Source organism: Nonomuraea sp. NPDC049695, assembly GCF_040674955.1.
Classification (GTDB): domain Bacteria; phylum Actinomycetota; class Actinomycetes; order Streptosporangiales; family Streptosporangiaceae; genus Nonomuraea; species Nonomuraea helvata.
Window position 1 is genome coordinate 57,754 of record NZ_JBFANV010000029.1, and the last position, 26,918, is coordinate 84,671.

General features: G+C 71.5%; 24 protein-coding genes. 9 read left to right on the forward strand and 15 right to left on the reverse strand.

Features of this window, described 5'->3' with window-relative positions; translation table 11 throughout:
- The first annotated feature begins 143 nt into the window (after positions 1-143).
- On the forward strand, positions 144-1,574 hold the full coding sequence (locus AB0J64_RS24860; RefSeq protein ID WP_364031048.1) for a glycosyltransferase: 1,431 nt from the start codon (positions 144-146) through the stop codon (positions 1,572-1,574).
- A 108-nt stretch (positions 1,575-1,682) separates the two neighbouring features.
- Here the strand turns inward: AB0J64_RS24860 and AB0J64_RS24865 are convergent, their stop codons facing one another.
- The gene (locus AB0J64_RS24865) at positions 1,683-2,642 is read right to left on the reverse strand and encodes a trypsin-like peptidase domain-containing protein (RefSeq protein ID WP_364031051.1); all 960 of its coding nucleotides are present in this window, start codon (positions 2,640-2,642) and stop codon (positions 1,683-1,685) included.
- Positions 2,643-2,982: 340 nt separating this feature from the next.
- Positions 2,983-4,014: an Rv2578c family radical SAM protein gene (locus AB0J64_RS24870; protein ID WP_364031054.1), complete on the reverse strand. Its 1,032-nt coding sequence runs from the start codon at positions 4,012-4,014 to the stop codon at positions 2,983-2,985.
- Positions 4,015-4,150: 136 nt separating this feature from the next.
- On the opposite strand from AB0J64_RS24870, the gene AB0J64_RS24875 reads away from it, so the two are divergent.
- The 3 genes from AB0J64_RS24875 (at position 4,151) to AB0J64_RS24885 (ending at position 6,133) form a co-directional block, all read left to right on the forward strand.
- The gene (locus AB0J64_RS24875; protein WP_364031057.1) at positions 4,151-4,438 is read left to right on the forward strand and encodes a DUF3040 domain-containing protein; all 288 of its coding nucleotides are present in this window, start codon (positions 4,151-4,153) and stop codon (positions 4,436-4,438) included.
- A 607-nt stretch (positions 4,439-5,045) separates the two neighbouring features.
- Positions 5,046-5,654 (forward strand): NAD(P)H:quinone oxidoreductase, encoded by a 609-nt coding sequence (gene wrbA, locus AB0J64_RS24880; RefSeq protein WP_364031059.1) that lies wholly within the window; start codon positions 5,046-5,048, stop codon positions 5,652-5,654.
- Positions 5,655-5,695: 41 nt separating this feature from the next.
- Entirely contained in the window at positions 5,696-6,133 is a 438-nt protein-coding gene (locus AB0J64_RS24885) for a nuclear transport factor 2 family protein (RefSeq protein ID WP_364031062.1), read from the forward strand.
- A 142-nt stretch (positions 6,134-6,275) separates the two neighbouring features.
- On the opposite strand, the gene AB0J64_RS24890 is transcribed toward AB0J64_RS24885, so the two are convergent.
- From AB0J64_RS24890 to AB0J64_RS24905, 4 genes are all read right to left on the reverse strand, one after another.
- Positions 6,276-7,475, reverse strand: coding sequence for an FAD-dependent oxidoreductase (locus AB0J64_RS24890; protein ID WP_364031065.1), 1,200 nt, complete (start codon positions 7,473-7,475; stop codon positions 6,276-6,278).
- Positions 7,472-8,026: a helix-turn-helix domain-containing protein gene (locus AB0J64_RS24895; protein WP_364031068.1), complete on the reverse strand. Its 555-nt coding sequence runs from the start codon at positions 8,024-8,026 to the stop codon at positions 7,472-7,474. The genes AB0J64_RS24890 and AB0J64_RS24895 overlap by 4 nt, the downstream gene beginning before the upstream one ends.
- Positions 8,027-8,718: 692 nt before the next feature.
- Complete coding sequence (locus AB0J64_RS24900) at positions 8,719-9,207, reverse strand: OsmC family protein (RefSeq protein WP_364031071.1); 489 nt, start codon at positions 9,205-9,207, stop codon at positions 8,719-8,721.
- Entirely contained in the window at positions 9,204-9,845 is a 642-nt protein-coding gene (locus AB0J64_RS24905; RefSeq protein WP_364031074.1) for a GntR family transcriptional regulator, read from the reverse strand. The genes AB0J64_RS24900 and AB0J64_RS24905 overlap by 4 nt, the downstream gene beginning before the upstream one ends.
- Positions 9,846-9,986: 141 nt before the next feature.
- Here AB0J64_RS24905 and AB0J64_RS24910 point away from each other — a divergent pair, with 141 nt between their 5' ends.
- Entirely contained in the window at positions 9,987-13,241 is a 3,255-nt protein-coding gene (locus AB0J64_RS24910) for a BTAD domain-containing putative transcriptional regulator (protein WP_364031077.1), read from the forward strand.
- Here the strand turns inward: AB0J64_RS24910 and AB0J64_RS24915 are convergent.
- The 9 genes from AB0J64_RS24915 to AB0J64_RS24955 all read right to left on the reverse strand — a co-directional run bounded on the left by AB0J64_RS24915 (position 13,226) and on the right by AB0J64_RS24955 (position 23,227).
- Entirely contained in the window at positions 13,226-13,927 is a 702-nt protein-coding gene (locus AB0J64_RS24915) for a hemerythrin domain-containing protein (RefSeq protein WP_364031080.1), read from the reverse strand. The two genes, AB0J64_RS24910 and AB0J64_RS24915, sit on opposite strands and share 16 nt — an antisense overlap.
- A 122-nt stretch (positions 13,928-14,049) precedes the next feature.
- Complete coding sequence (locus AB0J64_RS24920; protein ID WP_364031083.1) at positions 14,050-14,883, reverse strand: GNAT family N-acetyltransferase; 834 nt, start codon at positions 14,881-14,883, stop codon at positions 14,050-14,052.
- A 201-nt stretch (positions 14,884-15,084) separates the two neighbouring features.
- Positions 15,085-16,731 (reverse strand): hypothetical protein, encoded by a 1,647-nt coding sequence (locus tag AB0J64_RS24925; protein WP_364031086.1) that lies wholly within the window; start codon positions 16,729-16,731, stop codon positions 15,085-15,087.
- Between the two features lie 147 nt (positions 16,732-16,878).
- Positions 16,879-18,150, reverse strand: a complete 1,272-nt coding sequence (locus AB0J64_RS24930) for a M24 family metallopeptidase (protein WP_364031089.1) — start codon at positions 18,148-18,150, stop codon at positions 16,879-16,881.
- Positions 18,151-18,256: 106 nt separating this feature from the next.
- A complete protein-coding gene (locus AB0J64_RS24935) occupies positions 18,257-19,831 on the reverse strand; it encodes a penicillin-binding transpeptidase domain-containing protein (RefSeq protein ID WP_364031092.1) in 1,575 nt (524 codons plus the stop codon).
- Between the two features lie 52 nt (positions 19,832-19,883).
- Complete coding sequence (locus tag AB0J64_RS24940; RefSeq protein ID WP_364031095.1) at positions 19,884-20,543, reverse strand: lysophospholipid acyltransferase family protein; 660 nt, start codon at positions 20,541-20,543, stop codon at positions 19,884-19,886.
- Between the two features lie 252 nt (positions 20,544-20,795).
- Entirely contained in the window at positions 20,796-21,392 is a 597-nt protein-coding gene (locus AB0J64_RS24945) for a CoA pyrophosphatase (RefSeq protein WP_344995913.1), read from the reverse strand.
- A gap of 3 nt (positions 21,393-21,395) precedes the next feature.
- Positions 21,396-22,577, reverse strand: coding sequence for a HAMP domain-containing sensor histidine kinase (locus tag AB0J64_RS24950; RefSeq protein WP_364031098.1), 1,182 nt, complete (start codon positions 22,575-22,577; stop codon positions 21,396-21,398).
- The gene (locus AB0J64_RS24955) at positions 22,574-23,227 is read right to left on the reverse strand and encodes a response regulator transcription factor (RefSeq protein WP_364031101.1); all 654 of its coding nucleotides are present in this window, start codon (positions 23,225-23,227) and stop codon (positions 22,574-22,576) included. Before AB0J64_RS24955 ends, AB0J64_RS24950 begins: the two co-directional genes overlap by 4 nt.
- A 149-nt stretch (positions 23,228-23,376) precedes the next feature.
- Here AB0J64_RS24955 and AB0J64_RS24960 point away from each other — a divergent pair, with 149 nt between their 5' ends.
- The 4 genes from AB0J64_RS24960 to AB0J64_RS24975 are packed head-to-tail and all read left to right on the forward strand — an operon-like array spanning position 23,377 to position 26,880.
- Positions 23,377-23,898 (forward strand): hypothetical protein, encoded by a 522-nt coding sequence (locus tag AB0J64_RS24960; protein WP_364031104.1) that lies wholly within the window; start codon positions 23,377-23,379, stop codon positions 23,896-23,898.
- Entirely contained in the window at positions 23,895-24,953 is a 1,059-nt protein-coding gene (locus AB0J64_RS24965; RefSeq protein ID WP_364031107.1) for a peptidoglycan-binding protein, read from the forward strand. The genes AB0J64_RS24960 and AB0J64_RS24965 overlap by 4 nt, the downstream gene beginning before the upstream one ends.
- Positions 24,950-25,675 carry an ABC transporter ATP-binding protein gene (locus AB0J64_RS24970; RefSeq protein WP_364031110.1) on the forward strand — a complete coding sequence of 242 codons (726 nt, stop codon included), beginning with the start codon at positions 24,950-24,952 and terminating at the stop codon, positions 25,673-25,675. Before AB0J64_RS24965 ends, AB0J64_RS24970 begins: the two co-directional genes overlap by 4 nt.
- Entirely contained in the window at positions 25,672-26,880 is a 1,209-nt protein-coding gene (locus AB0J64_RS24975; RefSeq protein ID WP_364031112.1) for an ABC transporter permease, read from the forward strand. The genes AB0J64_RS24970 and AB0J64_RS24975 overlap by 4 nt, the downstream gene beginning before the upstream one ends.
- Positions 26,881-26,918: the final 38 nt, after the last annotated feature.

Consider the following 26,918-nt stretch of genomic DNA (forward strand, 5'->3'; position numbering starts at 1 on the left):
GGATGAACAAGTGCACTCTGCCGAAGCGGGACAATAAGCCGGTGGTGGGGCTCCTTGCCGCCGGCCACCTGTGTTGGGACTTCTTCCGGCGATAAAAGGGGATTTGTCAGGTGCGCGCACTTGCACGCAAGGGAAAGTCGGCTATGCGCCGGCTATATCGGGGGTACAACCGGCGCAAGGCGCAGAACGCGCCCCCGCCGTCCACCGGGCAGGTCCGCATCCTGCTCCTGCACGCCTACGGAATGGGCGGGACGATCAGGACCGTGTTCAACCTGGCCAGCTATCTGGCCAAGGAGCACGACGTCGAGATCGTGAGCATCTTGAAGGAGGCCGAGGAGCCGTTCTTCCCCATCGACCCGCGGGTGAAGTTCCGCTTCATCGACGACCGGCTCAACCCCAGTCCCGACCCGCTGCGCGCGATGCTGTCGAAGATGCCGAGCCGGCTCATCCCCAAGGACGAGACCGCGTACCACCGCTTCAACCTGTGGACCGACCTCAAGCTGGCCCGCTACATCCGCTCGCTCGACACCGGCGTGCTGATGGCCACCCGGCCGGGGCTCAACCTGGTGATGGCCCAGCTCGCGCAGCCGGGCGTCATCACGATCGGGCAGGAGCACGTGGCGCTGCGCACCCAGGCCGAGTCGATGCAGGAGCTCATCAAGTGGCGCTACCGCCGCCTCGACGCCCTGGTCACGCTCACCAAGGCCGACCTGCGCGACTACCGCCAGACGCTGCCGAAGAAGCCGCGCAGGCTGGCCCGCATCCCCAACGCGGTGCCGCCGATGAACGGTGACGTGTCCAAACTGGACGCCAAGGTCGCCGTCGCGGTCGGCAGGATGACCCGCATCAAGGGCTTCCACCGCCTCATCACCGCCTGGGAGACGGTCGCCGCCGCCCATCCCGACTGGAAGCTGCGCATCTACGGCGCCGGGCCGCAGGAGGAGAACCTCGCCCAGCAGATCAGGGAGGCGGGGCTGGAGGACAAGGTCGAGCTGCCCGGGCCCACCTCCGACGTGGGGGCCGAGCTGGAGAAGGCGTCGATCTTCGTGCTGAGCTCCCGGCACGAGGGCTTCCCGATGACGATCCTGGAGGCCATGGGCAAGGGGCTGGCGATCGTCAGCTTCAACAGCCCGCACGGGCCCAAGGAGATGATCACGCACGAGGTCGACGGGCTGCTGGTCAAGCCGCGTACCAATGCGAACCTGGCGGAATCGATCATCCGGGTGATCGAGGACGAGCAGCTGCGGCGCAGCCTGGCGGCGGGGGCGCTGGAGACGGCGCGTACGTATGACGTGGATGCGGTCGGGGAGCAGTGGGACGCGCTGCTGGCGGAGCTGCTGGCCCGGCGCGACGGCACTTACGTCCCCCCGGAGCGCCCGGCCACCGAGCCGCCGTCGCCGTCGCCGGACGGCGCCGCTTCTGCGGGACCGGACGGCGACGCCACCCGCGCGTCGGGACGGGACGGCGATGCCACCTCCGCGCCGCGATCGGGCGAGGCCGCGGTGACCGCGCCGGGACGGAGTGAGCAGCCGAGCCCGGCTCGTCCGTCCGATGCCATGCCCCCGTGCCCGTGACCTGCACCGGCTCCGCAGCCGCGAAATGATCGGCGCACTGAGACGGGATGACAGGTGCGCTCGGGGATCCACGATGACGGGCGCGCCTGGAGGCCATGATCGGCGGGCTCAGACGCCGGACCCCGTGAGCTCCACCGGTTCGGCGATGACATCGACGAGGGCGCCGTTCCGGTAGACGGTGATCGGCAGTGGCCGGCCGATCGCGTCGGAGAACATCAGCCGCTGCAGGCTCTGCGCGTCGCCCACCGGGCTGCGGCCCGCGCTCAACACCAGGTCGCCGGCGCGCAGCCCGGCCTGGTGAGCGGGCGAGCCCGGCACCACCTCCATCACGCGCAGCGCTCCCGCCTGCCCGGTCCGCCGCCGCAACGGCTCGGGCAGCGGTGCGGGGGAGGTGACCAGCCCGAGGAACGCCCGCCTCACCCGGCCGTCCCTGATCAGGGCGGCGATGATGGAACGGGTGGTGCTGTTCACCGGCACGGCGAGCCCCACGCCCACCCCGGCCACCGCCGTGTTGATCCCGACCACCTGTGCCCGGGAGTCGGCCAGCGCGCCGCCGGAGTTACCCGGGTTGAGCGCGGCGTCGGTCTGGATCACGTCCTCGATGAGCCGTACGGCCGAGCCGCTGCGCGCGGGCAACGACCGCCCCAGCCCCGACACCACTCCGGCCGTCACCGACCCGGCCAGCCCGAGCGGATTGCCCACGGCCACCACGAGCTGGCCCACGACCAGTTCGTCACTGTCGCCCAGCGTGGCGGGCTCGGGCGTGGCCGTCTGCACCCTGATCACCGCCAGGTCCGACAGCGGATCCCGCCCCACCACGGTGAAATCACCCGAACTCCCGTCGGCGAACGCGACGGTGCCGGCACGGGAGGACCCGACCACGTGCGCGTTGGTCAGCAGGAAGCTCGGCGAGCCGTGGGTGTAGTCCTTCGCCGGGGAGAAGTCGCTTGCCGAGATGACGACCGCCGAACCGCTGCCCTGGTTGGTGCGGACGCTGGCGACCTTCGGCAGCAGCTCCGCGGCAACGGTGGACACGATCTGGGAGTACGAGTCGAGGGGCTCAGCCATGGACGGCTCCCGAACGAGAAGGGGATTACGTGATTACACCGTAACTCTCGCTAGGCCGATTCACGCCAAGTTGCCGGCACCTCGTCGATGGGCTGGTCGAGCACGTACAGGCCTCGTGATCCCAGCGCCCGAGAGCAACCTCGCCGCCATCCGGCCGTGGTCGGGTGCTTCTGGGAGGCCTGCCTGTTGTGGTCCGCTGCCGCCGTGCGTCCTGGCTGTTGTGGTCCGGTGCCGGCGGGCGTCCTGCCGGGTCGTCGGGATCCATCGCGCGGCCATCCGGCCGTCGTCAGGACCCGCCGCGCGGCCATCCGGTCGATGGCACGTGTGCGGCGGGAGGGCGTCAGAGCAGGCGTAGCTGCTCCGGCCGGCTCTCGACGGGCGTGGGACGGGGCGGGAGGCGGCGGGCCATGGCGGGGGTGGCGCGGCCGACGCCATGGCGTTCGGCCAGCTCCTTGACCAGGCCGGTCACGCGCTCCTGGTACGACTTCGGAGCGTACGAGCCCCGCCCGTACAGCTCCAGATAGCGGGGCACCAGGCGCGGATGCTCGTGCGACAGCCACCTCAGCCACCACTCCCGCGCCCCCGGCCGCAGGTGGAGCACGATCGGGGCGACGTGGGTGGCGCCGGAGGCGGCGATCTCCTTGACGGTGGCCTCCAGCTGGGCGGGGGAGTCGGTGAGATACGGGAGGATCGGGGCCATCAGGACACCGCAGGCGATTCCGTTGTCGTTGAGCGTCGCGCATGTCTCGAGCCGTCTGCTCGGGTGGGGAGTGCCCGGCTCCACCGCGCGCCATATCGCCGGGTCGACGAAGCCGGCGGACACGCTGGTGCTCACCTCTGTGACGTCGGCCGCCTCCGTCAGCAGGTCGAGGTCCCGGAGAATCAGCGTGCCCTTGGTCAGGATGGAGAACGGGTTGCGGGCGTCGCGCAACGCGGACAGGATGCCGCGCATCAGCCTGTAGCGGCCCTCCGCGCGCTGGTAGCAGTCGACGTTCGTGCCCATGGCGACGTGGTGGCCACCCCAGCGGGGCGAGGCCAGCTCCTTGCGGGCCAACTCGGCGGCGTTGACCTTGACGACGATTTTCGAGTCGAAGTCCGCACCGGCATCAAAATCTAGATACTCGTGCGTCTTTCGGGCAAAACAGTAAATGCAGCGATGAGTGCACCCACGATAGGGGTTGATCGTGTATTCGAACGGGACCCGGCTCGCCCCCGGGACCCGGTTGATGAGGGATCTGGCCTGGATCTCGTAGAAGGTCATCCCCTTGAACTCGGGCGTGTCGAAGGTGCGGGTGACCGCACCGCGAGCGAACAGCGGCACGGCCGGTTCGTCCCGGCCGGCCCCGGCCAGGCGCAGGTTGTCCCAGCGCATGGCATGATTAGAACAAAGGTTCGAGCTTGATCGCAAACCGAAAAGAGGTTGCAATTACCTGGTCAGCTGGGGGCTAATGATCTTCAGGGTTGGGCAGAAAGACGTCGCAGAGCTTGCGTTCGGGAGGTGTGCACCTATGGCCTGGTCGCAGGACGAGGAGCGGATGCTCGCCCAGATCGAGCAGCACCTCGTCGACGACGATCCGCGACTCGTCGCACGGCTGGAGTCGTTCAACGAGCGCGTGCGCCGTAGCGAGGAGAAGGCTCAGGCCAAGGAGCAGCGAGTCCGCCGGCCCCGGCCGCGCCGCTCGACGGTCATCATCCTGATCAGCTGGCTGCTCATCGCCACGCTGGTCGCCACGCTTCTGATCATGGTTCTTCGTCACGAGGCCGCCGCCGCACTGGCTCTGGCCGCCGCCTTCTGACCACCCACCCCGTCTCAGCCCGGCCCCTCCCTCCCTGGCCGGCCACCCCCGCCCAACTCCCGGCCCACCTCGACCTGGCCGGGTCCCCTTCGCCACTGGTTTGTTCTGAGCGGCATGACCCCAACATGCGCCCGATCCAGATCGTGCCGCGCGACGCCGCCTGACGAAAGCAGATAACCGCGGCCGACCGGGCGCGGCCTGACGGCCCTGTTCTGGACTCGCCTGAACCGGTACGGGCGCCTCGAGCCCCGGCATGGGCTGTCACCTGGCATTGGACGGCGTTCCGGTAGGCCCGCCCGGCCTGATGCTCGGAGGCCACTGACGCTTCGAGGCCACTGAGGCCCCGAGGGGCGTGACGCGCTGCGGAGGTGTGGCGCTCTGGAGGTGTGGCGCTCCAGGGATGTGGCGCTCCGGGGGTGTGGTGTGCTCTGGGGTCTTGGCGTTCCGCGGTCTCCTCGTTCCGCGGTCTTGATGCTCTGCGGCCTGGTCGAGACCGATCTGGCCGGTTGCGTTCTGGAGCGGACGGTGAGGTCGGCGCGTCTCCTGACATTGCGCGGGGCTGTGTCGTCGTACCGATGAACCGAAACGCGAAGGAAGTGAACCGGTCATGGAACCCGTGAACGTCGCCGTCATCTACTACAGCGCCACCGGCACCGTGCATGCCTTGGCCCAAGCCGCCGCCGAGGGCGCGGAGAAGGCCGGAGCTCATGTGCGACTGCGCAAGGTCGCCGAAACGGCCCCACCCGCGGCGATCAGCGCCAATCCGGCCTGGGGCCAACACCTGCAGGACACCGCCGACATCGCCGAGGCCGGCCACGACGACCTGGTCTGGGCCGACGCGGTGCTCTTCGGCACCCCCACCCGCTTCGGCAACCCGGCCGGCCAGCTCAGGCAGTTCATCGACACCACCGGCCCCCTGTGGTACCAGGGCCAGCTCGCGGACAAGGTGTACTCGGCTTTCACCGCCTCCAACACCGCCCACGGCGGACAGGAATCCACCATCCTGGCGCTGGGGAACACCTTCTACCACTGGGGCGGCATCATCGTGCCCCCCGGCTACACCGACCCCATCCAGTTCCAGTCAGGCAATCCCTACGGCACCTCCCACGTGGCCGGCGAGGGCGCACCCGGTGAGGTGGCGCTGCAGGCGGCCCGCCACCAGGCCCGCCGCGTCGTCGACACCGCGGCCTTGCTCAAGGCCGGCCGCTCCGCCTGATCCACCAGGGAACACCCACATTTTCTTGAACGGAGGATGCGATGACTTCACACGATTCCGAGGTCAGGGCGCTCTTGGACAGCCGGGTCGATGCCTGCCAGACAAAGGACATTGACCGGCTCATGTCACATTATTCTTCCGACATCGTTTATTACGATGCCGTTCCCCCTCTCCAGTTCGCGGGGGCCGATGAAGTCCGCGGCAACTTCGTACGCTGGTTCGACGAGTACGACGGCCCCATCAGTCTGGAAACGCACGACGTCACCATCGCAACGAGTGGGGATGTCGCGTTCGCCCACATGCTTCACCTGGACAGTGGAACGCGAAAGAACGGGCTTCAAAGCGCTATATGGGTACGTTCGACCGTTTGTCTCCGGCGGACACACGGCAAGTGGCTGATCACGCACGAACATATCTCCGTGCCGATCAACCCGCAGAACCTGCACGCTTGGTTCCCGCCGGGGTATGAGCCGGCCTGACCGGCATCCGCCTGCTCGACGTTGCCTGGACGTCGCCGCTCAGCGTGCACCGCCGGCCGGCCGATGTCCGCCGGGCCGAACGCCGCCCGCCGGGCCGAACGCCGCCCGCTGCCGTCGCTGTGCGGCACGGCCATGATGTTTACTATGCGGCGATGTGTTCCGGACGGACGCCCATGCCGATGAAGCGGCCCGCGAGGTGGCGCAGCGGCGGCAGTGCCCGGAATGCTGTGAAGAGCGGCGGCACGTGCTGTGTCGTGTCGTCGCCCAGGTCCTTGGGATAGAGGTCCCGCAGGATTCCGAGCTGAAAGGCCTGGGTCACCCTCGCGGCGCGCTCCCTGCGCGACTGAACCCGGGCCAGATCGGCTCGGTCGGGGATGCCGCCCCGGGTGAGAACAGGGCTCAGCAGGTTGGCGGTGGCCACCGCGTCCTGTACCGCCAGGTTGATGCCCACGCCGCCGGCGGGCGACATGGCGTGGGCGGCGTCGCCGATGCACAGCAGTCCTGGCCGGTGCCACTGGGGCAGCCGGTCCACTCGGACGGTGAGATGGTGCACCGCCTCCCAGTCGTCGATCCGTTGGACGCGGTCGCGCAGGGCGGGGGCCAGAGCCGCAACCCGTTCCCGGAACACCGGCAGTCCGGCGGTCTTGAGCTCGTCGAACGCGGCCGCCGGGATCGCATAGGCGATCTGCCAGTAGTCGCCGCGGTCGATGGAGATCAAGGCTCCCTTGCCGCCCTGGAAGAAGGGCACCCGATCCCGTGCCTGACGGGGCAGGCGGAACCACAGCACGTCCATGGGTGGCGAGTCGCTCACAGGCACCAGGCCCGCCCGCGCACGTACGGTGGAGTGGCGGCCGTCCGCCCCGATCACCAGATCGGCCCACACTTCCAAGGGGCCGTTCTCGGTGTCCGCCAGGACGCCGGTTACGCGTTCCTGCTCGGTAAGGAGTTCCGTCGCCTGGGCTCGGCGCAGGAGGCGGAAGGAGGGGAAGGCCGCGGCCTTGCCGGCCAGGAAGTCGAGCACATCCCACTGGGGCATGAACGCGATGTAGGGGCAGCGCACCTTCAACCGGGTGAAGTCGGCGAAGGTGACGTCCTGGCCGCCCATGTTGACCGTCACGTGGGGCATCTTGGTGTGCGGGAGGCTGAGGAACTCCTCGATCCACCCCAGTTCGGCGATCAGTTCCAGGGTGGAGGGGTGGACGGTGTCGCCGCGGAAGTCGCGCAGGAAGTCCGCATGCTTCTCCAGCACGATCACCTCCACGCCCTGGCGGGCCAGCAGCATCCCGGCCATCATTCCCGCTGGGCCGCCCCCGACGACACAACACTGTGCACGCATTGTCATCCCTCTTCCGGAAACAGCAGCCCGACCAGGGCCGCGATGTTGATGGGAGTGCCCAGCCGCCGGTTGACGGCCACGGTGGCGAACAGGGTTCTGGCCGCCGTGGCGGTGTCGTGTGCGCGAAGCTCACCGGCGGCGACCCGCTCGGCCAGGAAGTCACCGATCAGCCGCTGGCCCTCGCTCACCAGCGCCGCCAGCGGCGCACGGGCCTGGGCGGCACTGAAGAACACCGCCATCAGGTCGGCGTGCCCGGCCAGCAACCTGTCGAAGGACTCCAGCAGCTCTGTCAGCACTTCGGTGGCCGGTCGGAGATCGTTCGGCTCAGTCCGCAATTCCCGCAGCCGGGGCAGGAAGCCTCGCTCCGACAGCAGCGTCTCCACCATCGCCTCTTTGCTGTCGAAGTAGCGATACAGCAGGCCAGGAGTGACACCGGCCGCCTGCGCCACCTCCTTGACGGTGGCGCCGTCGACGCCCTTGTCGGCGAACACCCTCAGGGCCGCGTCCAGCAGCTGCTCCCGGCGCCACACCGCCTGCTCGCTTCGCGTCCTGACCATCGCCCCTACCTCGTTGAGTAAACGTTTATTCAACGTACCACGCGTTCTCCGTCCGCGGCGACGGCTCGGCCGGAGGTGGGGACGGTGAGGGTTTCTGCCAAGTGGCGATCTTGTGCCGCTGTGGCAGGGAGTGAGCGGCCACGATCGCCTGCTCCCGCTCGAGAGGGAGCCGGATGGCTGAGGCCGAGCAGCTGAGCGCCTCGTTCGAAGGGATCCGAAGGCGAGGGCGACGGCGAAGCGGCGCAGGCCGATGGTCGACTTCTGCTCGTCGACGGCATGGCCGCGGCGCTGACCTCCTCGAGTTCGGCGCGCAGGGCCGTGCGGTCGGCATGGTGTTGACGGGACGCGGCTGCAGGCGCTCCGGCGGGAGCTCGTCGACCTCTTCAGGGTCGCCCCGCGAGGATGGCCTCGCAGAGCCCGGTCGTCCAGGAAGCGCCGCCCCTCGAGCCGCCCGGCGACGACGCGCCGCACGCGGCCGCCTGCCACTTCCCGCTCCAGGAGGCGGCCATCGGCCGAGGCCGCTGCGGCGCGTTGGCCCGTGCGTTGGCCCGTGCGACACCACAGGTGCTGCGCGGCTGGCCCGTGCGATGGCCCGTGCGATGCGGTCGCGTGATGGCCTGCGCTTGGTCAGGGGTGTCGCGCGGTGGGCCGTTGCGGAACGGGCGCGCGGCCTCGGCTCACGCGGCCTCGGCTCACGAGGCCGCGGCGTCCCGGCCCTCGATGCGCACCGTCGGCTCATGCCGTACCGGGAAATTCACGGAACTGGCGATGAAGCACGCGTGATGCGCGTCTTCGTGCAGCTTGACGGCGGCATCCACCATGTCGGGCGACGCCACGGTGACCACCGGGCGCAGCACCGCCTCGGTGAAGTGCCCGCCGTCGGCCGTCTCGGCCATGGTGCCGACCGCGTTGTCGATGTACTCGGTGACGACGACGCCCGCGACCGCGCACTTGTGCAGATACGAGAGCATGTGGCACTGCGAGAGCGCGCCGACCAGCAGCTGCTCCGGGTTCCAGCGCGAGGGGTCGCCGCGGAAGGCGGGGTCGGAGCTGGCCGCGATGGAGGGCGGGCCCTCGGCGGTCAGCTCGTGCTCGCGGCCGTAGTCGCGGTAGCCGCTGGTGCCGGTGCCCTTGTTGCCGGTCCAGGTCACGACGACCGGATAGGTGTGCTGGCGGGTCATGCTCGCTCCTCCTGGCTGGTGGTGGTACGGGTGTCGAGTACGTGGGCGCGGGCCACCCTGGCGGCTTCGTCCGCCCGGCCGAGGACGATCGCGGCCACGAGCTCCTCGTGCTGCCCCGAGACGTGTGCGGGCCGTGACGGCGGTGCGAGTGACCGCAAGGTGGACACCTGGATCTGGTCCCAGATCCGTTCCAGCGCGTGCAGCGCCATCGAGTTGGCCGCCAGCTCCGCGATCAGGCGGTGGAACCGGCGGTTGAGCAGCACGGCCTCGGCGAACCGCCCCTCGGCGGTGGCGGTGGCCGTCTCGGTCGTGAGGTCACGGAGCGCGGCGAGGTCGGCGGGGGCGATGCGGCCCTCGCGCTGGCGGGTGGCGGCCAGCTCGGCGGTGAGCGCCTCCAGCGCCGCCCGTACCTGATAGGCCTCCTCCAGGTCGCCGCGCTCCAGCGACACGACCACGACGCCGCGCCCGGACGGCCGCACGAGCCCGTCGGCGGCGAGCGCTCGCAGCGCCTCCCGCACGGGGGTCCGGCTCATCTCCAGAGCGGCGGCGACCTCCATCTCGGTCAGCCGCGCTCCCGGCGGGTAGGTGCCGTCGAGGATCAACTCCCGCAGCCGGCTCCGCGCCACATCGGTCTGCATGCCGCCAAGGGTAGCGGTCGGTATGCATTGCATGCAATGGATGCAATGCATACCGCAGGAGGTCCCCGGGCAGGCGCGGCCATGTTCCGGCTAACCCCCCTTGTCGTAAGATCAGGCGACTTCGTGAGGGTGGGTAGGGCTGTGGACATCCGAGTGCTGGGCCCGCTGGAGATCGTCGGCGACGACGGGCGGTCGTGTCAGATCGGTTCACTGAAGCTGCGGGCGCTGGTGAGCATGCTGGTGCTGGCGGAGGGCCGGCCGGTGGCCCCGGCCACGTTGATCGACCGGTTGTGGGGCGAGGAGCCGCCGGCCGAGGCGCAGGCGTCGCTGCACTCGTACGTGTCCAACCTGCGCCGCCTGCTGGAGCCGGGACGCCCGGCCAGGGGGCAGAGCCGCTTGCTGACGTTCGGGCCGGTGGGCTACACGCTGGCGATCGATCAGGAACAGGTGGACACGACGCGTTTCCTGCGCCTGGTCGGGCAGGCCGAGCAGGCGGCCGGGCCGGCCGAGGCGGAGCGGCTGGCGGGTGAGGCGCTGGCGCTGTGGCGCGGGGAGCCGTACCACGACCTGGGCGATCAGGCGTACGTGGCCGCCGTCAGGGCGCGGCTCACCGAGGCCAGGGAGCGGGCCCGCGAGCTGCGGGTGAGCGCGGTCATCCAGCAGGACCGCCACCGCGAGTTGCTGGGCGAGCTGGAGGCCCTGACGTACGAGCACCCGCTGCGCGAACGGCTGTGGGCGCTGCGGGCGCTGGCGCTCTACCGGTGCGGCCGCCAGGGCGAGGCACTGGAGACGCTGCGCACGGCGCGCCGGATCCTGGCCGAGGAACTCGGCATCGACCCGGGCGAAGAGCTGCGCGCGCTGGAACGTGACATCCTCGGCCAATCACCGGCCCTGCTCCCGCACCGGCCGCCGCTCGAGTCGCAGGTGGCCGAGCCGCAGGTCGCCGGGCGGGGCATCACGGGCCGGCAGGAGGAGCTGGCCGCGCTGGACGGGCTGCTGAAAGCGGCGGCGGCGGGCCGGCCCGGGTTCTCGCTGATCACGGGGGAGCCGGGGATCGGCAAGACCCGGCTGGCCGAGGAGCTGGTGAGCCGGGCCCATGCCCGGGGTTTCACGGTCGCGGTGGGGCGGTGCGCGGCGACGGAGGGCGCGCCGGCGTTCTGGCCGTGGGTGACGGTGCTGGAGCGGCTGGCCGACACGCTGCCGCCCCTGCCCGACGACGTGCGCGCGAACCTGCCCGGGGTCGGCTCCGCGACCGGGACCGACCCCGAGGGCGCGAGGTTCCGGACCTACGAGGCGGCGGCGCGGGCGCTGACCGCGGGCAGGCAGCCGGTGCTGGTGGTGCTGGACGACCTGCACTGGGCGGACCGGTCCTCGCTGCGGCTGCTGAGCTACCTGGCCCAGTATGTGCTTGACGGCACGCTGGCCGTGGTGGGCACGGCACGCGACTGGCCGCAGCCGGAGGGCGCGCTGGCCGAGACGTTCGAGGCGCTGGCGCGCCGGCAGGCGGTGCGGCTGCCGCTGTCCGGCCTTTCGGCGTCCGATCTGGCCGAGCTGACCCCGGCGGGCACGGACGTGCACGCGCTCAGGGACCGCACGAACGGCAACCCGTTCTTTGTCACGGAGCTGATGCGTTACCTGGAGGCCGGATCGCCGGGCCGCGGCACGCTGCCGCTGGGCGTCCGGGACGTCGTGCTCGGCCGGGTGAACCGGCTGCCCGAGCCGTCCGCCGAGTTGTTACGGGTGGCGGCCGTGGCCGGGCGGGAGTTCGACGTGGCGATCGTGGCCGAGGCCGCCGGGCTCGACCTGGAGGCGGCGCTGGACCGGCTGGAGCCGGCCATGGCGGCCGACCTGGTCGCGGAGGGGCGGCCCGGCCGGTTCCTGTTCGTGCACGCGCTGGTGCAGGAGGCGCTCACCGAGGTGGTGCCGGTGCTGCGCCGGGCCCGGCTGCACGCCGCCGTGGCCGCCGCGATCGAGTCGCGTACCGGCGGCTCGGCCTCCGACCGGCTGGCCGCCGCCGCCCACCACTGGTTCGAGGCGATTCCCGCGGGCCACACCGCGCGTGCCTGGCGGGCGGCGTGGCGGGCGGCCGAGGAGGCCAAGCGGCTGCGCGCGTACGACGCGGCCCTCGAGCTGCTGGAGCGGGCCGAGCGGGTGGCCGAGGACGACCTGGAGCTGGGCGAGGCCGAGCGGATGGACCTGCTGTTCACGCTGGCCGAGGCCAGGTTCGGGGCGGGCGACTCGGTGGGGCAGGAGGCCGGGCTGACGCGGATCCGCCGCCTGGCCAAGCAGGCGGGCGACCGGCGGCGCTGGATCGAGGCCGCGACCGGGTACGGCGGTCGCATCCTGCAACCCTGGAAGATCTACGGCGACTACGACGCCGACCTGCTGGCGGACCTGATGGAGCTGGCCGCCGACGAGGGGCTGGAGCCGTCCGCCCGGGCCCGGGTGCTGGCCTGTCTGGCCCTCCAGTCGTACTACCAGCCGGGTCGGGACCCGGCGGAGCGGGACCGGTGGAGCGCCGAGGCGGCGCGGCTGGCCCGCCAGGAGAACGACGCGACGCTGCTGGGCCGCGTGCTGTTCGCCCGCTACTACGCGCTGCTCGACCCGGACTCGGTGCACCAGCGGCTGGAGGCGGGCGAGGAGATGGCCCGCGCCGGGTTGGAGGCGGGCGACGACGAACTGCGCACGATCGGGCTCACCTGCCAGGGCGGCACGCTGCTGGAGCTGTGCCGGGTGCGGGAGGCCCTGGACGTGCTGGCCGAGGCGGAGCGGCTGATCGGCCGCACGCACATGCCGTACCTGCGCATCATGCTGAACTGGCTGCGGCTCGGCGTCCTCGCGGGCCGCGGCGACCTGGAGGCGGCCGAGACGCTGCTCGCGGCCACCGTCGCCGAGCATCGGGCCACCTCCATGTGGGGGCTGGAGTCGAGCATGGCGGGCGCCACGTACCAGGTCGCGCTCATGCGCCTGCGCCACGGGGCGGGGGACGCGATGCAGCCGCCGCAGGACGTCTCGCACGATCAGCTCGCTCAGTTCAACCTGGACGGGTACGCCCACTACCTGGTGGTCAGCGGCCGGCTGGAGGAGGCGCGGCAGGCGCTCGGGCCGTGGGAGCGGCGACCGCCGATCCCACGCACCTTCGTCTATCTGTTCTGGCTGGTCGTCCGCTGCGAGGTCTGGGCGGCGCTGGGCGATCGGAAGGCCTGCGCCGACCTGTACGAGGAGGCGTCGCCGTACGCCGACCGGATGGGGATCTCCGGGCTGAGCATGCTGATGTGGCCGGTCAGCCGGTCACTGGCGCAACTGGCCGAGGCCCTGGGCGAGACCGAGGTGGCGCGGCGGCACGCCGAGCGCGCCGAGAGCGTGGAGCGGGAGCTGGGTCACCCCCACAGGTAGGCCATGCGCCGCTGGTAGCGGCCCCTGGCCAGGGTGCTGAGCAGCAGCAGCGGCTTGGGTGACGTCGTGCGCAGATGGGCCTCGACGTCGGCCGGCAGCTCGGAGGTGATCCAGCCGAGCAGCGTGATCAGCTTGCGCAGGCCGTACTGCTTCGTGATCGTCTTGTGCGTCTCCGCGTCCTCCTGCGGCGTGATGTGGGCCATCATCAGCGGGATCCCGTCGGTCTCCTCGTGCGCCAGGTGCGCGCCCAGGGTGTCGGCCAGCGCGCGCAGGGCGACCATGAGCCGCTCGCGTCCCCGCTCGGACGGGCCGGCGTCGAACGCCTGGAAGGCCTCGGTGCTCTCGTTGATCCAGTGGTCGCAGGCCTCGTGCTCGGCCTCCAGCGCGTCGATCGTGCCGATCGCCTGCGGCGCCCGCTCCCGCAGCCTCGGCCAGATCGTCTCGTCCTCGGAGGTGTGGTGATGGTGCAGCACGAACAGCACCCACGCGTGGTGCTCGCGCAGGGCAGTGATGCGCCGGCGGTCGTCGAGGCGGACCCGGCCGATCGTGGTGAGCAGGCGGCCGAGGTCGCGGCGGAAGCCGTAGTGCGCCAGATACATGTTGCTCATGTCGAGCGGCCCCGGCACGGCGGCGGCCTGACCGGGCAGCGTGATCTGCGGCACGTTCGGGTGTTCGGCGGTCCACATGGTCGTACTCCTTCTGCTGTGGAGTGGTCGGCGTCATCGTGGACTCCCGCTCTTGGGCGGCACTGGGAGATCGACGTCAAGAACGGCCCAAGCCCGGACGTGAGCTGATGAAGAAAGGTGGCTCATTCGTAGCGGGCCCGGCGGGCGATCACCTCGAATCCGAGGCCGCGGAAGAGGGCGGCCGAGGCCGGGTTGTTGACGTTGACGTCCAGGAAGACCTCCGTCGCGCCGCGTGCGCGCATGCGGTCCAGCGCGGCGGCCGCCAGCGCCCTCGCGAGGTGGCGCCGCCGCCACGCGGGCACGGCGCCGACCTGGATCAGGAACCCCTCCGCGCACGCCACGAAGCCGGCGGCCCGGCCCGCTTCAAGCGCCACGAGCGAGCAGCCGGGCAGGAACTCGTCGTCGACCAGCCAGTCCACCCATTCCTCCCGCGACCAGCCGGGGAAGCCGGGACGGTCGGCGAAGGACGCGGAGTAGGCCGCGTAGAAGGCCCCTTCGGTGTCCTGCGACCACTCCTCGACCTCCAGCTCCGGCGGGAGGGGGACGGCCGGGAGCGGCCGGGTCAGGTCGCGGCGGTAGACGTCCTCGGCGAACGTCTGCCGGAGCCCGCGCGCGAGGAAGAGCGCGTGGGCCTGCGGGGTCAGCGACTCGGTCTCCAGCCGGACCGGCCCCTTGACCAGCCGGTCGAGCAGGCCGGATCCCAGGCCGCGCCCCCGGTGGTCCGGGTCGACCAGGCCGGTCGCCGCCGAGGCGCCGCCCACGGGACGTACGGCCCCGCAGGCGACCAGGCGGCCATCGGTGAACGCGCCCACCGCCGTCCCCGCCGCGTACCTGCGCTCCAGGAAGGACGGGGACGTGGTCGCCCGGAGCCCGCCGTCGTGCGCCACGCACCGACGGGCGAGCTCGGCGATCGCCGGCATGTCCGCGTGCGACAGCGCGGCCCACTCGATGGTCATCGTCGGCTCCTTCATGTGCAGGTGACCTTGTACGTCATCGGATCGGAGGCCATCATGTCGGGGCTCAATGTGGTCAGCATGCAGGAGGTCCGCAACGTGAGAAAGTCAGAGGGCTGCAAGATCACCCGCTCATGAGAGTCAGAGAGTCGCAAGGCCATCCGCTGTCGTCTCCAGCCGATTCCGTGAGGACGCCGTCCCCGCTCAGCCGGTGACCAGGTCGAACTGCTCCCAGGGGCCGATCGCGGCGCGGTTGGCGATGAGCGGCTGGGCTCCTGCCGACTCGGCGCACACGTACTGGCCATTGGCCTGCGCTTTCAAGCTGATCGAGCCGTTGGGGTTGGTGACCAGCTGGAAGGTCTCCCACGGCCCGATCGCGGTGCGGTTGGCGATGAGCGGCTGCGCGCCTGCCGACTCGGCGCACACGTACATGGCGTTGACATCCGCCTTCAGGGCGACGTTGCCCTGGCCGAGGTCGACGCGCTCGAACCGCTGCCCGGCGCCGGCCGACGTCGCGTCCGCGACCAGCGCGGAGCCGTCGGCGGCCGTCACGTAGCGGCCGTTGGCCCGGGAGCGCAGGGCGATCCCTCCGCCTGTGCCCGGCATGGGAGGGGTCGGCCGGGTGGCCGTGAGCGCGATCTGTCCCTTGAGCATCCGGCCGCCGTCGCCGGTGAGCCGGAGATAGTAGTCGGAGGAGCACGCCGTGCCGTCCTCGTCCAGCGCCAGCATCCCCGAGTCGGTGGGGACCGCCGCCAGGGTCTCCGCCGTCTTGGCGATCTGGTTCCCCTCGTTGAACTCGTCGAACATCGAGATGTAGATGCCCTGGGCGCCCAGCCGGACCATGTTGTAGAACTGGCGCCACATGAAGTCGCCGTGCGCGCGCTGGCGGCTCCTGACGTCGCCGGGCAGCACACAGGGCTGGTAGTCGATGCCGTGCGAGTCGCAGTACGCCTGGTCGGGGAGGTTGATGTCGGTGGCGAAACGGTCGGAGTCGGCGACGTTGCCGATGCGCCCGACCATCCAGGGCGAGAGCATGTCGAGAGCGTTGAAGACCTCGATGAAGCCGGGCCGGCAGTCGTTGATCCCCTGACGCCAGTACGTCGGCACGCCGCCCATCACGTAGCAGCCCTGGGCCTTGAACCAGTTGACGACGTCGAGGCAGGCCGCCGGGTCCGACGGGTGCTTGGGCTCGTTGAACCCGAAGCCCCAGATGCCCACCACCGGCCTGCCGTTCTGCCGGGCGTACATCGGTGAGGCCGTCAGAGCGGACATCTTGGCGGTCCAGTCGGTCTTGATCTCAGGGGCGAAGTTCGTCCAGCCGGAGACGTCGTACATGATGTAGAACTTGCGGCCGTTCGTCTCGGCGGCGCTTCGCACCTTGGCGGCCATCGCGTCGCGGGTCGGGCCCTCGCCGCCGTTGGGGTTGAAGCGCTGCAGGGCGGCGGTGTCGATGTCGTTCTCCCGCATCCAGCGGAAATGCGTGTCGACGACCTGCTGGTCGTAGGAGGAGAACAGCGTGGCCGGCTGCCCGTTGCCGAGGCCGGCGTAGGCCGTCGGGTACCCGGTGGTGAATTCCCGCATGTCGGGCCAGGCCGTGATGGTGGTGTTGCGCGGAGAGGGCGGGTTCGCCATGTCGGCGCTCCAGTGCCACCAGCCGTTGATGGGAGCGCCGTCGCCCTTGCAGGCGAACCAGCCCTGATAGCCCACGGTGATCTTCCCGACGACGTCCCCGGCGGGGCTCGCGGCATCGGCCGCGCTCGTCAGCGCGGACATCAGCTGGGACGACGACACGGCGGCGAGGGCGGACCCCGCCGCCACGGAAGTCATGAACCTGCGGCGGGAGACGGCCATGCGAACTCTCTTTCGGTCACGGGGACATGTCATCGCGACCTGACAGCGGACCGCTTGCGGGCATCGTGGCAGATCTTGAGATGCCTGCGCAATATTCCAGCAGTTATACGGAAATTGGCGACAAAAGGTCGAGAGCTGGAAGGCCGCTCAGGCGGTGGTGAGCTCCGGACCGTCGTCGCCCACGATGACGTCATCCTCGTAGCCCGCGCCCCCGATGGAATGCACCGCGAGCCGTCGCTCCAGGGCCAGGCACATCCCGGCTTCCGCCCGTTCGCCCGCGTGCGGCCCGTCCTCGATGATCCACGGCGGCTCGAACGACAGCCCCAGCCCGTGCCCCCACACCCCGTGCATCTCCGCCTCGGGCAGCCCGTGATGGGCCGCGAAGGCCGACCGTTCGAACACCTCCTGGCACCGGCGCGCCACCTCGCCGAAGGGCCGGCCGGGCCGCAGCAGGTCGATCCCCGCCAGGACGCTGTCACGCACCGCGTCGAGCAGCCGCCGCTGCTCCGTGGTCGGCTCCTCGCCGACGACCCAGGTACGGGCCAGCTCGAACAGGTAGCCGTGTACCGAGCCGTACAGGTCGATCCTGAGCAGGTCGCCGGCCGCGAGCCGCCGGTCGGCGGAGTAGGGCGCCGGGCCGGAGGCGGCGAACGTGTGGGACTCGGTGCCCGAGGAGATGCCCATGCCGTAGTAGGCGCCGCCCGCCCGGACGATCTCGGCGACGGCGGCCGCCGCCACGTCGGCCTCGGTGGCGCCCGGCTCGGCGGCGTCCCGGGCGGCGGCCATCGCGCGCACGCCCAGCGCCCCGGAGGCGCGCAGCAGGTCCAGCTCGGCCGGGCTCTTGATCCGGCGCGCCTCCCAGGCCAGCTCGTCGGCGCACACCAGCTCGTGCCCGGGCAGCACCGAGCGCAGGCGGCACCACCAGGAGGCGGCCATCGACTCGCAGCCGATCAACGCGACCCTGCCGGGCCGGATCCAGGCCCTGATCTGCTCGGCGAGCGCGTCCACGAGGTCGGCGGCGACCCGCACCTGCGCCATCGGCCGCGGCTCCTGGAGGGCGCCCGCGTCGGTGATCAGCATGGCCGGGACGCGAGCGTGGCCCTCGCCGAAGGCCCAGGTACGCGCCGGGTGGCCCTCGCCGTAGGCCCCGGTACGCGCCGCATGGCCGTTCGACGGCATCGGGGGAGCGTCCACGGGCAGCACGACGGCCGCGTGGCCGCGCGCCCGCCAGTGGCCGGGAACGTCGGGGACGAAGGGCCGGTGCTGGTAGAAGCCCGTGAGGTGGTGGACGTCGGCGTAGCGGTCCTGCGCGGATCCGCCCCTGGACCAGGCCACGACCCCGTGGAACCCCTCGCGCGCGGCCAGCCGCCTCATCGCCTCCTGCCGCGCCGCGTACTCCTCGGCACCGATTCCCCCCACGACCGGCCCCTGCCCAGGACCGGCGCGGGCTCACCTCACGCCGGTCGGCCGACCCCGCACGGCCCATCCCAGTTCAGGAGGCCCGATGGACCTGAGCAGGAGTACGTCACAGGCCCTTGAGGAAGGTCGCCGCCACCGGCGCCGCGACCTTGCCGCCCGCGCCGCCGCCCTCCACGACCACCGCGAACGCCACATCGCCCTTGAACCCCATGAACCACGCGTGGGTGTTCAGGTCGTCGCCGGTGCCGTACTCGGCCGTGCCGGTCTTGCCGTGCGTCCCGGCGGGCAGCCCCGCCGCCTTGGCCGTGCCCTTGGACACCACGGCCGCCATCATCTCGTGCAGCTTCTCCTTGACCCCGTCGGGGAGAGCGTGCTCTTCGGCCTTCTGCTTCAGCGAGGGCACGAGCGTCGGCGGACGCCAGGTGCCGTCGGCGATGGCGGCGGCCACCGAGGCCATCGTCAGCGGGCTGGCCGTGATCCGGCCCTGCCCGAACGCCTCCGAGGCCAGCTCGGCGTCGGACTGGGCCTTGGGGAAGCTGGCCTTGGTGGCCGGCACCCCGATGTTCAGCGGCTGGTTGAAGCCCACGTCCTCGGCCGCTTCGAGCAGCTTGGCGGCGCCCAGCTTCTGCTGGGCCAGCGGCGCGAACGTGGTGTTGCACGAGTGCGCGAACGAGTCGAGGAACGACAGCGACCCGAACGCCTCCTTGTCGGAGTTGCGGATCTTCAGCCCGCCGATGGTCGAGTACATCGGGCACGTCACCATGTCCTGCGGCGACATCCCGGCCGCGAGCAGCCCGATCGCCGTGACCGCCTTGAACGTCGAGCCGGGCGGGTAGCGGCCGTCCAGCGCCCGGTTGAAGCCGCCCTGGTTGTTGACCACGGCCAGGATCTCGCCCGTGGAGGGCTTGATCGCCACCATCGAGGTGGGCTTCTTCATGTCCTTGACCGCGGCCACCGCCGCGGCCTGCGCGTGCGGGTCGAGCGAGGTCTGGACGGGCTTGCCGTCGGAGCCGTCGATGGTCTGCAGCGTCTTGCCGCCGAGCTGGATCTCCGTGGCCGGCGTGCCCGCCAGCTGCTCCTGGAAGGTCTCCTGCAGCCCGCCGCGCCCGACGGCCTGGCCGACCTTGTAGGAGGAACCGAGCTTGGCCACGTCCTTCTTGGTGGCCTTGTCGAGAAAACCGACCAGCTGCTGCACCGATCCGCCGACCGTGCCCGTGTCGATCCGGCCTCCGTCGGCGTCGGTGATCTCGGCCCGGCCGGGCCAGCGCGTCTTGAGCGCGAAGGCGGCGCCGTCGGTCATGGACGGGTGCAGCGTCGAGGGCTTCCAGTCGACCTTCCAGGCCCGGTCGGCGACCATGAGGTCGATCTGGCCCTGGTAGGACCACGTGCCGATGTTCTTGAGCGTCAGGGTCGCGGTGTACGGGGCGCGGGCCCGGTCGTCGGTCTCGGTGATCTTGCCGAGCTGGATCGCGGCGGACTCGACCGCGAGCGCGGTGCGTTGCTGGTCGTACACGCTGAGCTGCTGCGGCTTGGCCAGCAGGGCCGTCATGGCGGCCTTGTCGCCCGCCTGCCACGCGGCGGCGAAGCGCTGCGCCGTCTCGGCGGGCGTGCCCCTCGTGTGCAGCACGTAGTATGCGCCACCGGCCGCGGCCCCCACCGCGAGCACGACTGCGCCGGACACGATCGCGATGGTACGACCCCGCGCCACTACATCCCCCTGTTCCTCGACGACACTAGGACTGGCCGTTGGCCGCTTTGACGCTGGCGGCGTAGGCCGGCACGTACTCCTGGCCGGACAGTTTCTGGATGGCCGCCATGATCTCGTCGGTCACCTGCCGCCGGTCGCGTGCCTTGGTGTGGTCGCCCTCGAACCGCAAGGGCGCCCCGATGGTGATGCCGATCCGCGCGGGCCTCGGCACCTTGGAGCCGACGGGCAGCACCTTCTCGGTGCCGGTGAGCGCCACCGGTAGCACCGGCGCGCCCGTCTTGAGCGCCAGCCAGGCCACTCCGACCTTGCCGCGGTAGAGGCGGCCGTCGGGGGAGCGGGTGCCCTCCGGGTGGATGCCGAACAGCTCGCCCCGCTCCAGCAGTTCGGCGGCGGCGTCGAGCATGGCCTGCGCGGCGTGCGCGCTCTCCCGGTCGATCGGTAGGCTGCCGCCCAGCCGCATGAAGAACCCGGAGACAGGGTTGCCGTCGAAGTACTCGTTCTTGGCGGTGAACGTCACGTGCCGCGGCAGCAGCGCCGGCAGCAGGAACGAGTCGAGCACCGACAGGTGGTTGGCGGCCAGGATCGCCGGACCGCTCCTGGGCACGTGCGCAGCCCCGGAGATGTGCGGCCGGCACATCGCCTGGGCGAGCGGCGCGGCGGCGAACTTGACCACTTCGTACAGCAACGAGCTCTCCTGATCATCGGGCGGTCAGCCACCCCACCATAAAGCAGGCGTCCCGCCCGAGGGGCGGGACGCCTGGGAAAAGCTTTTAGGCCGATGTGGCGGTCGCCTCCTCGGCGAGGTGCACAACACGGCTCCAGCCGAACGGTATTCCGTGAAGGCGGTAATTTGCGGCCCGGGGGACACAGACCACATCGGCCATTCGATGCTAACGGACATCCGGCCATCGCTATTCCATCGGGCCCCAAGAATCGGTCAGGTTCTCGTCCAATGAGGCTGCGCCACGTCGAAGACCCGCTGCTCGCGGCCACGCAGCGCCACCTCGGCAAATTGCCACAAAATTGCCCCCGTCGGCGCGTGGACGACGATGGAGGGCCCCAGCGGCATCTGCAGCAGCTCCCCGTGCCAGCGGGGCACCCCGGGCCGCAGGAACCACTCCAGCGGCACGGCGTGCACCGAGGCCACCTCGCGGAGGTCCGCCACCGGCTCCTGAGTGCCGCCGAACGCCACCACCGGCGTGATCACGAACCCCGAGTCGGTGACGAAGTCGTCGAGCAGCCCGGCCACCTCCACCCCGGCGAGGCCCGTCTCCTCATCGAGCTCGCGCAGCGCCGCGTCCACCGGCCGCTCCCCGTCGTCGAGCCGCCCGCCGGGCAGCGCCCACTGCCCGGGATTGCGGCCGCGTGCGGCCCGCTTGATCAGGACCGTGTACGGGGCGCGCTCGGCGTCCTCCAGCACGCACACGGTGACGGCGGCCCTGCGCACCCCACCGGTCGGCGGGACCTCGCGGCGGTCGAAGGCGGCCAGGCGGGAGGTGATCTGCTCGCGCAGCTCGTCGATGGGGGACAGCACACCTCAAGGATCGCACGGTGCCCCCTGCGGCAGCCGTACCGTGACGCTCAGCCCGCCCTCGGGCCGCGCGACGGCGCCCACCCGGCCGCCGTGCGCGCGCACGATGGCCCGCACGATCGACAGCCCCAGCCCCGCGCCCTTGAAGGAGCGCACCCGGTCGCCCTGGCTCCGGCTGAACGGCTCGAACAGGTCGTCCACCTCGTACGGCGGCACCAGCGGCCCGGTGTTGCGCACCGTGATGAGAGCGTCCCCCTCCTCCTGCCCGAGCGCCAGCCAGACCTCGCCGTCGCGCACGTTGTACTTGATCGCGTTCTCCAGCAGGTTGACCACGCACCGCTCCAGGAACAGCGGATCCCCCTCGACCAGCACCGGGCGCAGGTCCTGGTGCAGGGTGACGGGGCGCTTGCGCGACTGCAGGTCGATCTGCTCCAGCACGGTGCGTACGACCTGCTCCAGGTCCACCCACTTGCGCACGGTGAGCTCCTGCTCCGACTGCGCGAGCAGCAGCAGGCCCTCGATGAGGCGCTCGTAACGCGCGTTGGTCCCCAGCAGCGCCCTGGCCAGCGCCTTGAGGTCCTCCGACGCGGCCGGCTCCTCCAGCGACACCTCCAGCACCGTGCGGTTGATCGCCAGCGGCGTGCGCAGCTCGTGGGAGGCGTTGGCGATGAAGCGCCGCTGCGCGTCGAACACCCGGTGCAGCCGGTCCAGCATCGCGTCGAACGTGTCGGCCAGGCGCCTGACCTCGTCGGGCGGGCCGCTCAGCCCGATCCGCTCGTGCAACGTGCTCTCCGACAGCCGCTGCGCGGTCTCCGTCACCCGGTCCAGCGGGCGCAGTGCCCGGTCGGCCACCACGTACCCGAGCACGAGCGCGACGACGCCGACCGCGATCATCGCGAGCGTGGACCAGCGCACCATGTCGCTGAGCACGTTCTCGGCCCGGTACATGATGTCGCCCTGGAAGACACCCTCCGCGAACATCGGGCGCTGCACGACCACGCCGGGAGGCGGGTTCTTGATCGCGGAGCCGCCGACGACGAACTGCCGCTCCAGCGCCTGCCCGGTGATGAGGTAGGTGACCCAGAGCAGGATCGACCCGGCCACGAAGAACAGGCCGCCGTACAGCAGCGTGAGCCGCAGCCGGAGCCTCCTGCTGCTCCACCACAGCCGCCAGGTCCCGGGGGTCAAAGCCGGTAGCCCTTGCCGGGCACGTTCTGGATGGCGGACGGCACGCCGAGCTTCTTGCGTAACGACGTGATCGTGACCCGCAGGGCGCCCGTGCCGGGGTCGGCGTACTCGTCCCAGACGCTCCTGCGCAGCTCACCCGAGGTGACGAGCTCGCCGTCCGCGCCGAGCAGCACCCGCAGCACGTCGAACTCCTTGCGGTTCAGCGACACGGGACGCCCGTCCCTGGTGACCGTGCGGCGCGCCGGGTCGAGCGCGATGCCGCCGCGTTCGAGCGGCGGGACCGCGGAGCGGGGAGACCTGCGGGCCAGCGCCCTGACCCGGGCCACCAGTTCGGCGAACGCGAACGGCTTGACCAGGTAGTCGTCCGCCCCGACGGCCAGCCCGTCCACCTTGTCGCGGATCTGGCCGGCCGCGGTCAGCATGAGCACCCGGCCGCCCCCGCCGCCCTCGCGCAGCCGCCGGCACACGTCGTCGCCGTGCACCTCCGGCAGGTCCCGGTCGAGCACCACCACGTCGTAGGCCACGTACGCGGCCATGTCCAGGGCGTCCTGCCCGTCGTAGGCCACGTCGACGGCGATCGCGTGCAGCCTGAGCCCGTGCGCGACCGCGTCCGCCAGCCGTTCCTCGTCCTCGACGACCAGAACCCGCATCAGCCGGCCCCTTTCCTCTGACACCAGAGCGTGACGGATCAGGTGTTAGGGCCGGATAAGCGCGGGGGCTTATCCGGTTCTAGCACCCGGTGGGCTGGAGTTGGGCCGCGCCTCGGGCGAAGGACCCGGGGCGCGGAGGAGCGAATGCCATGAACGTACGGCTGTTGCCGGTCGCCGTCCCTCTCGCGCTGGCGCTGGCCGCGTGCGGCGGCACGGCGCCCAAGGAGGACGGCGTGGCCAGCGCGGGCGGCGGCACCTCGGCCGCCTCCCCGTCAGCCTCCCCGTCGGCCTCGCTGGACCCGCAGGAGGCGGGGTTGAGGTTCGCGCGGTGCATGCGCGAGCACGGCGTCAACGTGCCCGACCCGCAGAACGGCAATATCCGGGTGGAGGGCGACAAGAGCATGGGCCGCGACAAGATGGACAAGGCCCAGAAGGCGTGCCAGCCCATTCTGGACGCGGTCGTCCGCGATCGCACGCCGAGCGCACAGGACTACGACCAGATGGTCAAGTTCGCGCAGTGCATGCGCCAGCACGGCATCGACATGCCCGACCCCAAGCCGGGCGAGGGGATGCGGTTCGAGATCAGGAAGGGCTCGGAGGAGAAGATCGAGGCCGCGCACAAGGCCTGCGAGCAGTACGCGCCCGACGGCGGCAAGGTGAAGCACCCGTGAGGAAGGGACTGCTGCTGGGTGGCGGCACCGCACTGGCCGTCGCCGCGACGTGGACCGCGGTGGCCGTGCTGAACGACGGCGGCCCCGGCGCCGCCACGCCCACGAAGCCCCCCGTGCCCGCCACCGCGGAGATCACCAGGCAGGACCTGGTGGAGACCAAGACCGTCGACGGCGCGCTCACCTATGCCGGTGAACGCCAGATCGCCTCGGGCGCCTCCGGGACGGTGACCTGGGTCGCCGCCCAGGGCGCCGTGATCCGCCGCGGCCGGCCGCTGATCAAGGTGGACCGCAGGCCGCTGGTGCTGATGTACGGCAAGCTGCCGATGTACCGGACGCTGCAGCAGGGCGTGTCCGACGGGCCGGACGTGGAGCAGCTCGAGCGCAATCTCAAGGCCCTCGGGTACGGCGACTACCTGACCGTGGACGACCACTTCAGCTACGCCACCGAGCAGGCGGTCAAGGACTGGCAGGACGACAGGGGGCTGGAGGAGACCGGGCGGGTGGACGCGGCCCAGGTCGCCTTCCAGCCCGCCGCCGTACGCGTGACCGAGGTCAGGACCGCCGTCGGCGCCAGGACCGCGCCTGGCGGGCAGGCGCTCACGGTGAGCGGCATCCGCCGCCTGGTCCACGTGGACCTGGACACGGGCGACCAGACGCTGGCCAGGAAGGGCGCCGGGGTCACGGTGACGCTGCCCGGCGGCGAGCGGGTCACCGGCCGGGTCACCTCGGTCGGGACGGTCGCGGAGTCGTCCGGGCAGGAGCAGGACGCGGGCACCACCGTCGACGTGGACATCACGCTGGCCAAGCCGCCCAGGACGAAGCTGGACCAGGCGCCGGTCGAGGTGGAGATGGCCAGCGCCCGGCACGCGAACGTGCTGGCCGTCCCGGTCGAGGCGCTGCTGGCGCTGCGCGAGGGCGGGTTCGGGGTCGAGGTGGTGGAGGGCGGGAGCAGCCGGATCGTCACGGTGGAGACGGGGGCGTTCGGAGGCGGCCTCGTCGAGATCAAGGGCAAGGGACTGGCCGAGGGCATGAAGGTCGGGGTGCCGGCCCAATGAACGATCAAGAGGCCGTCGTGGAACTGCGCGGGGTGACGAAGACGTACCCCGGCGACGTCCACGCCCTGCGCGGCGTGGACCTGACGATCGCCCGCGGCGACCTGCTGGCCATCGTCGGCCCGTCGGGATCCGGCAAGTCCACCATGCTCCACCTGATCGGCACCCTCGACCGCCCGACCACCGGCACCGTGCTCGTCACCGGCCACGACGTCGCCACCCTGTCCGACCGGCGGCTGTCGGGGCTGCGCTCGCGCACCCTGGGGTTCGTCTTCCAGCAGTTCCACCTGTCGCCCGGCGTCAGCGCGCTGGACAACGTGGCGGACGGCCTCCTCTACACCGGCACAGGCCGCCGCGCCCGCCGCGAGCGCGCCGCCGAGGCGCTGGAACGGGTCGGGCTCGGCCACCGGCTGGGGCACAAGCCGTCGGAGCTGTCCGGCGGCGAGCAGCAGCGGGTGGCGGTCGCCCGCGCCGTGGCGGGCGACCCGCCGCTACTGCTGGCCGACGAGCCGACCGGCAACCTGGACTCCCACGCCGGCGCCGACGTGCTCGCCGTGCTGGCGGACCTGAACGAGTCCGGCACCACCGTCGCCGTCATCACCCACGACGCCGAGATCGCCGGCTGGTGCCGCCGCCAGGTACGCCTGCGCGACGGCCTCGTCGTCGACGGCCACGAGCACGATCACCTGAGCCCCGTTGAGCTCTTGAGAGGAGCCCGGCGTTGAACGAGCACGACCCGCGACCCCGGCCGGCGCCGGGCAGGCTGAGCCCCGGGGACGTGCTCCGGGTCGGGGCCGCCGGCCTGCGCGCCCGCCCCACGAGGGTGATCCTTTCGGCGCTCGGCATCGCCATCGGCATCGCGACGATGATCGCCGTGATCGGGATCTCGTCCTCCTCGCGCGAGCAGCTCCTGCGCCGGCTCGACCGGCTCGGCACCAACCTGCTGACCGTCGCGCCCGGCCAGACCATGTTCGGGGAGGGCGCCAAGCTGCCGACCACCGCGCTGGCCATGGTCCAGCGCATCCGCCCGGTGCGTACGGCCGCGGCCACCGGCGCCGTGGAGGCCACCGTACGCCGCAACAACCACATTCCCGACGCCGTGACGGGCGGCATCGCCGTACAGGCGGCCAGCACCGATCTGCTGGCCACCCTGGAGGGCGCGGTGGCCAGGGGCGCCTGGCTCAACGACGCCACCGCCCGGCAGCCCGCCGTCGTGCTCGGCGCCAAGGCGGCCGAACGGCTCGGGCTGAGCAGGACCGGGGTGCAGGTGTGGATGGGCGGCCGGTGGTTCACGGTCATCGGGATACTCGGGCCGATGCCGCTGGCGCCGGAGATCGAGCGTTCGGCCCTGGTGGGGTTCCCCGCCGCCAAGGAGCTCCTGGGCTTCGACGGCTACGCCACCACCATCTACGAGCGTTCCTCGGACGAGTCGGTGGAGGCGGTGCGTGCGGTGCTGGCCCGCACGGTGAACCCGGAGAACCCGGAGGAGGTCACGGTCAGCAGGCCGTCGGACGCCCTGGCCGCCAAGGCCGCCGCCGCGGGCGCCTTCACCAACCTCCTGCTCGGGCTGGGAGCGGTGGCGCTGCTGGTGGGCGGCGTCGGCGTGGCCAACACCATGGTCATCTCCGTGCTGGAGCGCCGCAAGGAGATCGGCCTGCGCCGCTCGCTCGGGGCCACCCGGGGGCAGGTGCGCGTGCAGTTCCTGGCGGAGTCGCTGCTGCTGTCGGCCCTGGGCGGCGTGGCGGGCTCGGTGCTGGGCGCGCTCGCGACCACGGGGTACGCGCTGTCACGGGGCTGGCCGCCGGTCGTCCCGCCCTGGGCCCTGGGCGGCGCGATCGGGGCGACCCTCCTCATCGGCACCCTGGCGGGGCTCTATCCCGCGATGCGAGCCGCTCGCCTGTCTCCCGCGGTCGCCCTGGCCGCCACCTGAGGTGTACGGCGGGCCCGGTGCCCGCCGTACGGGCGGCG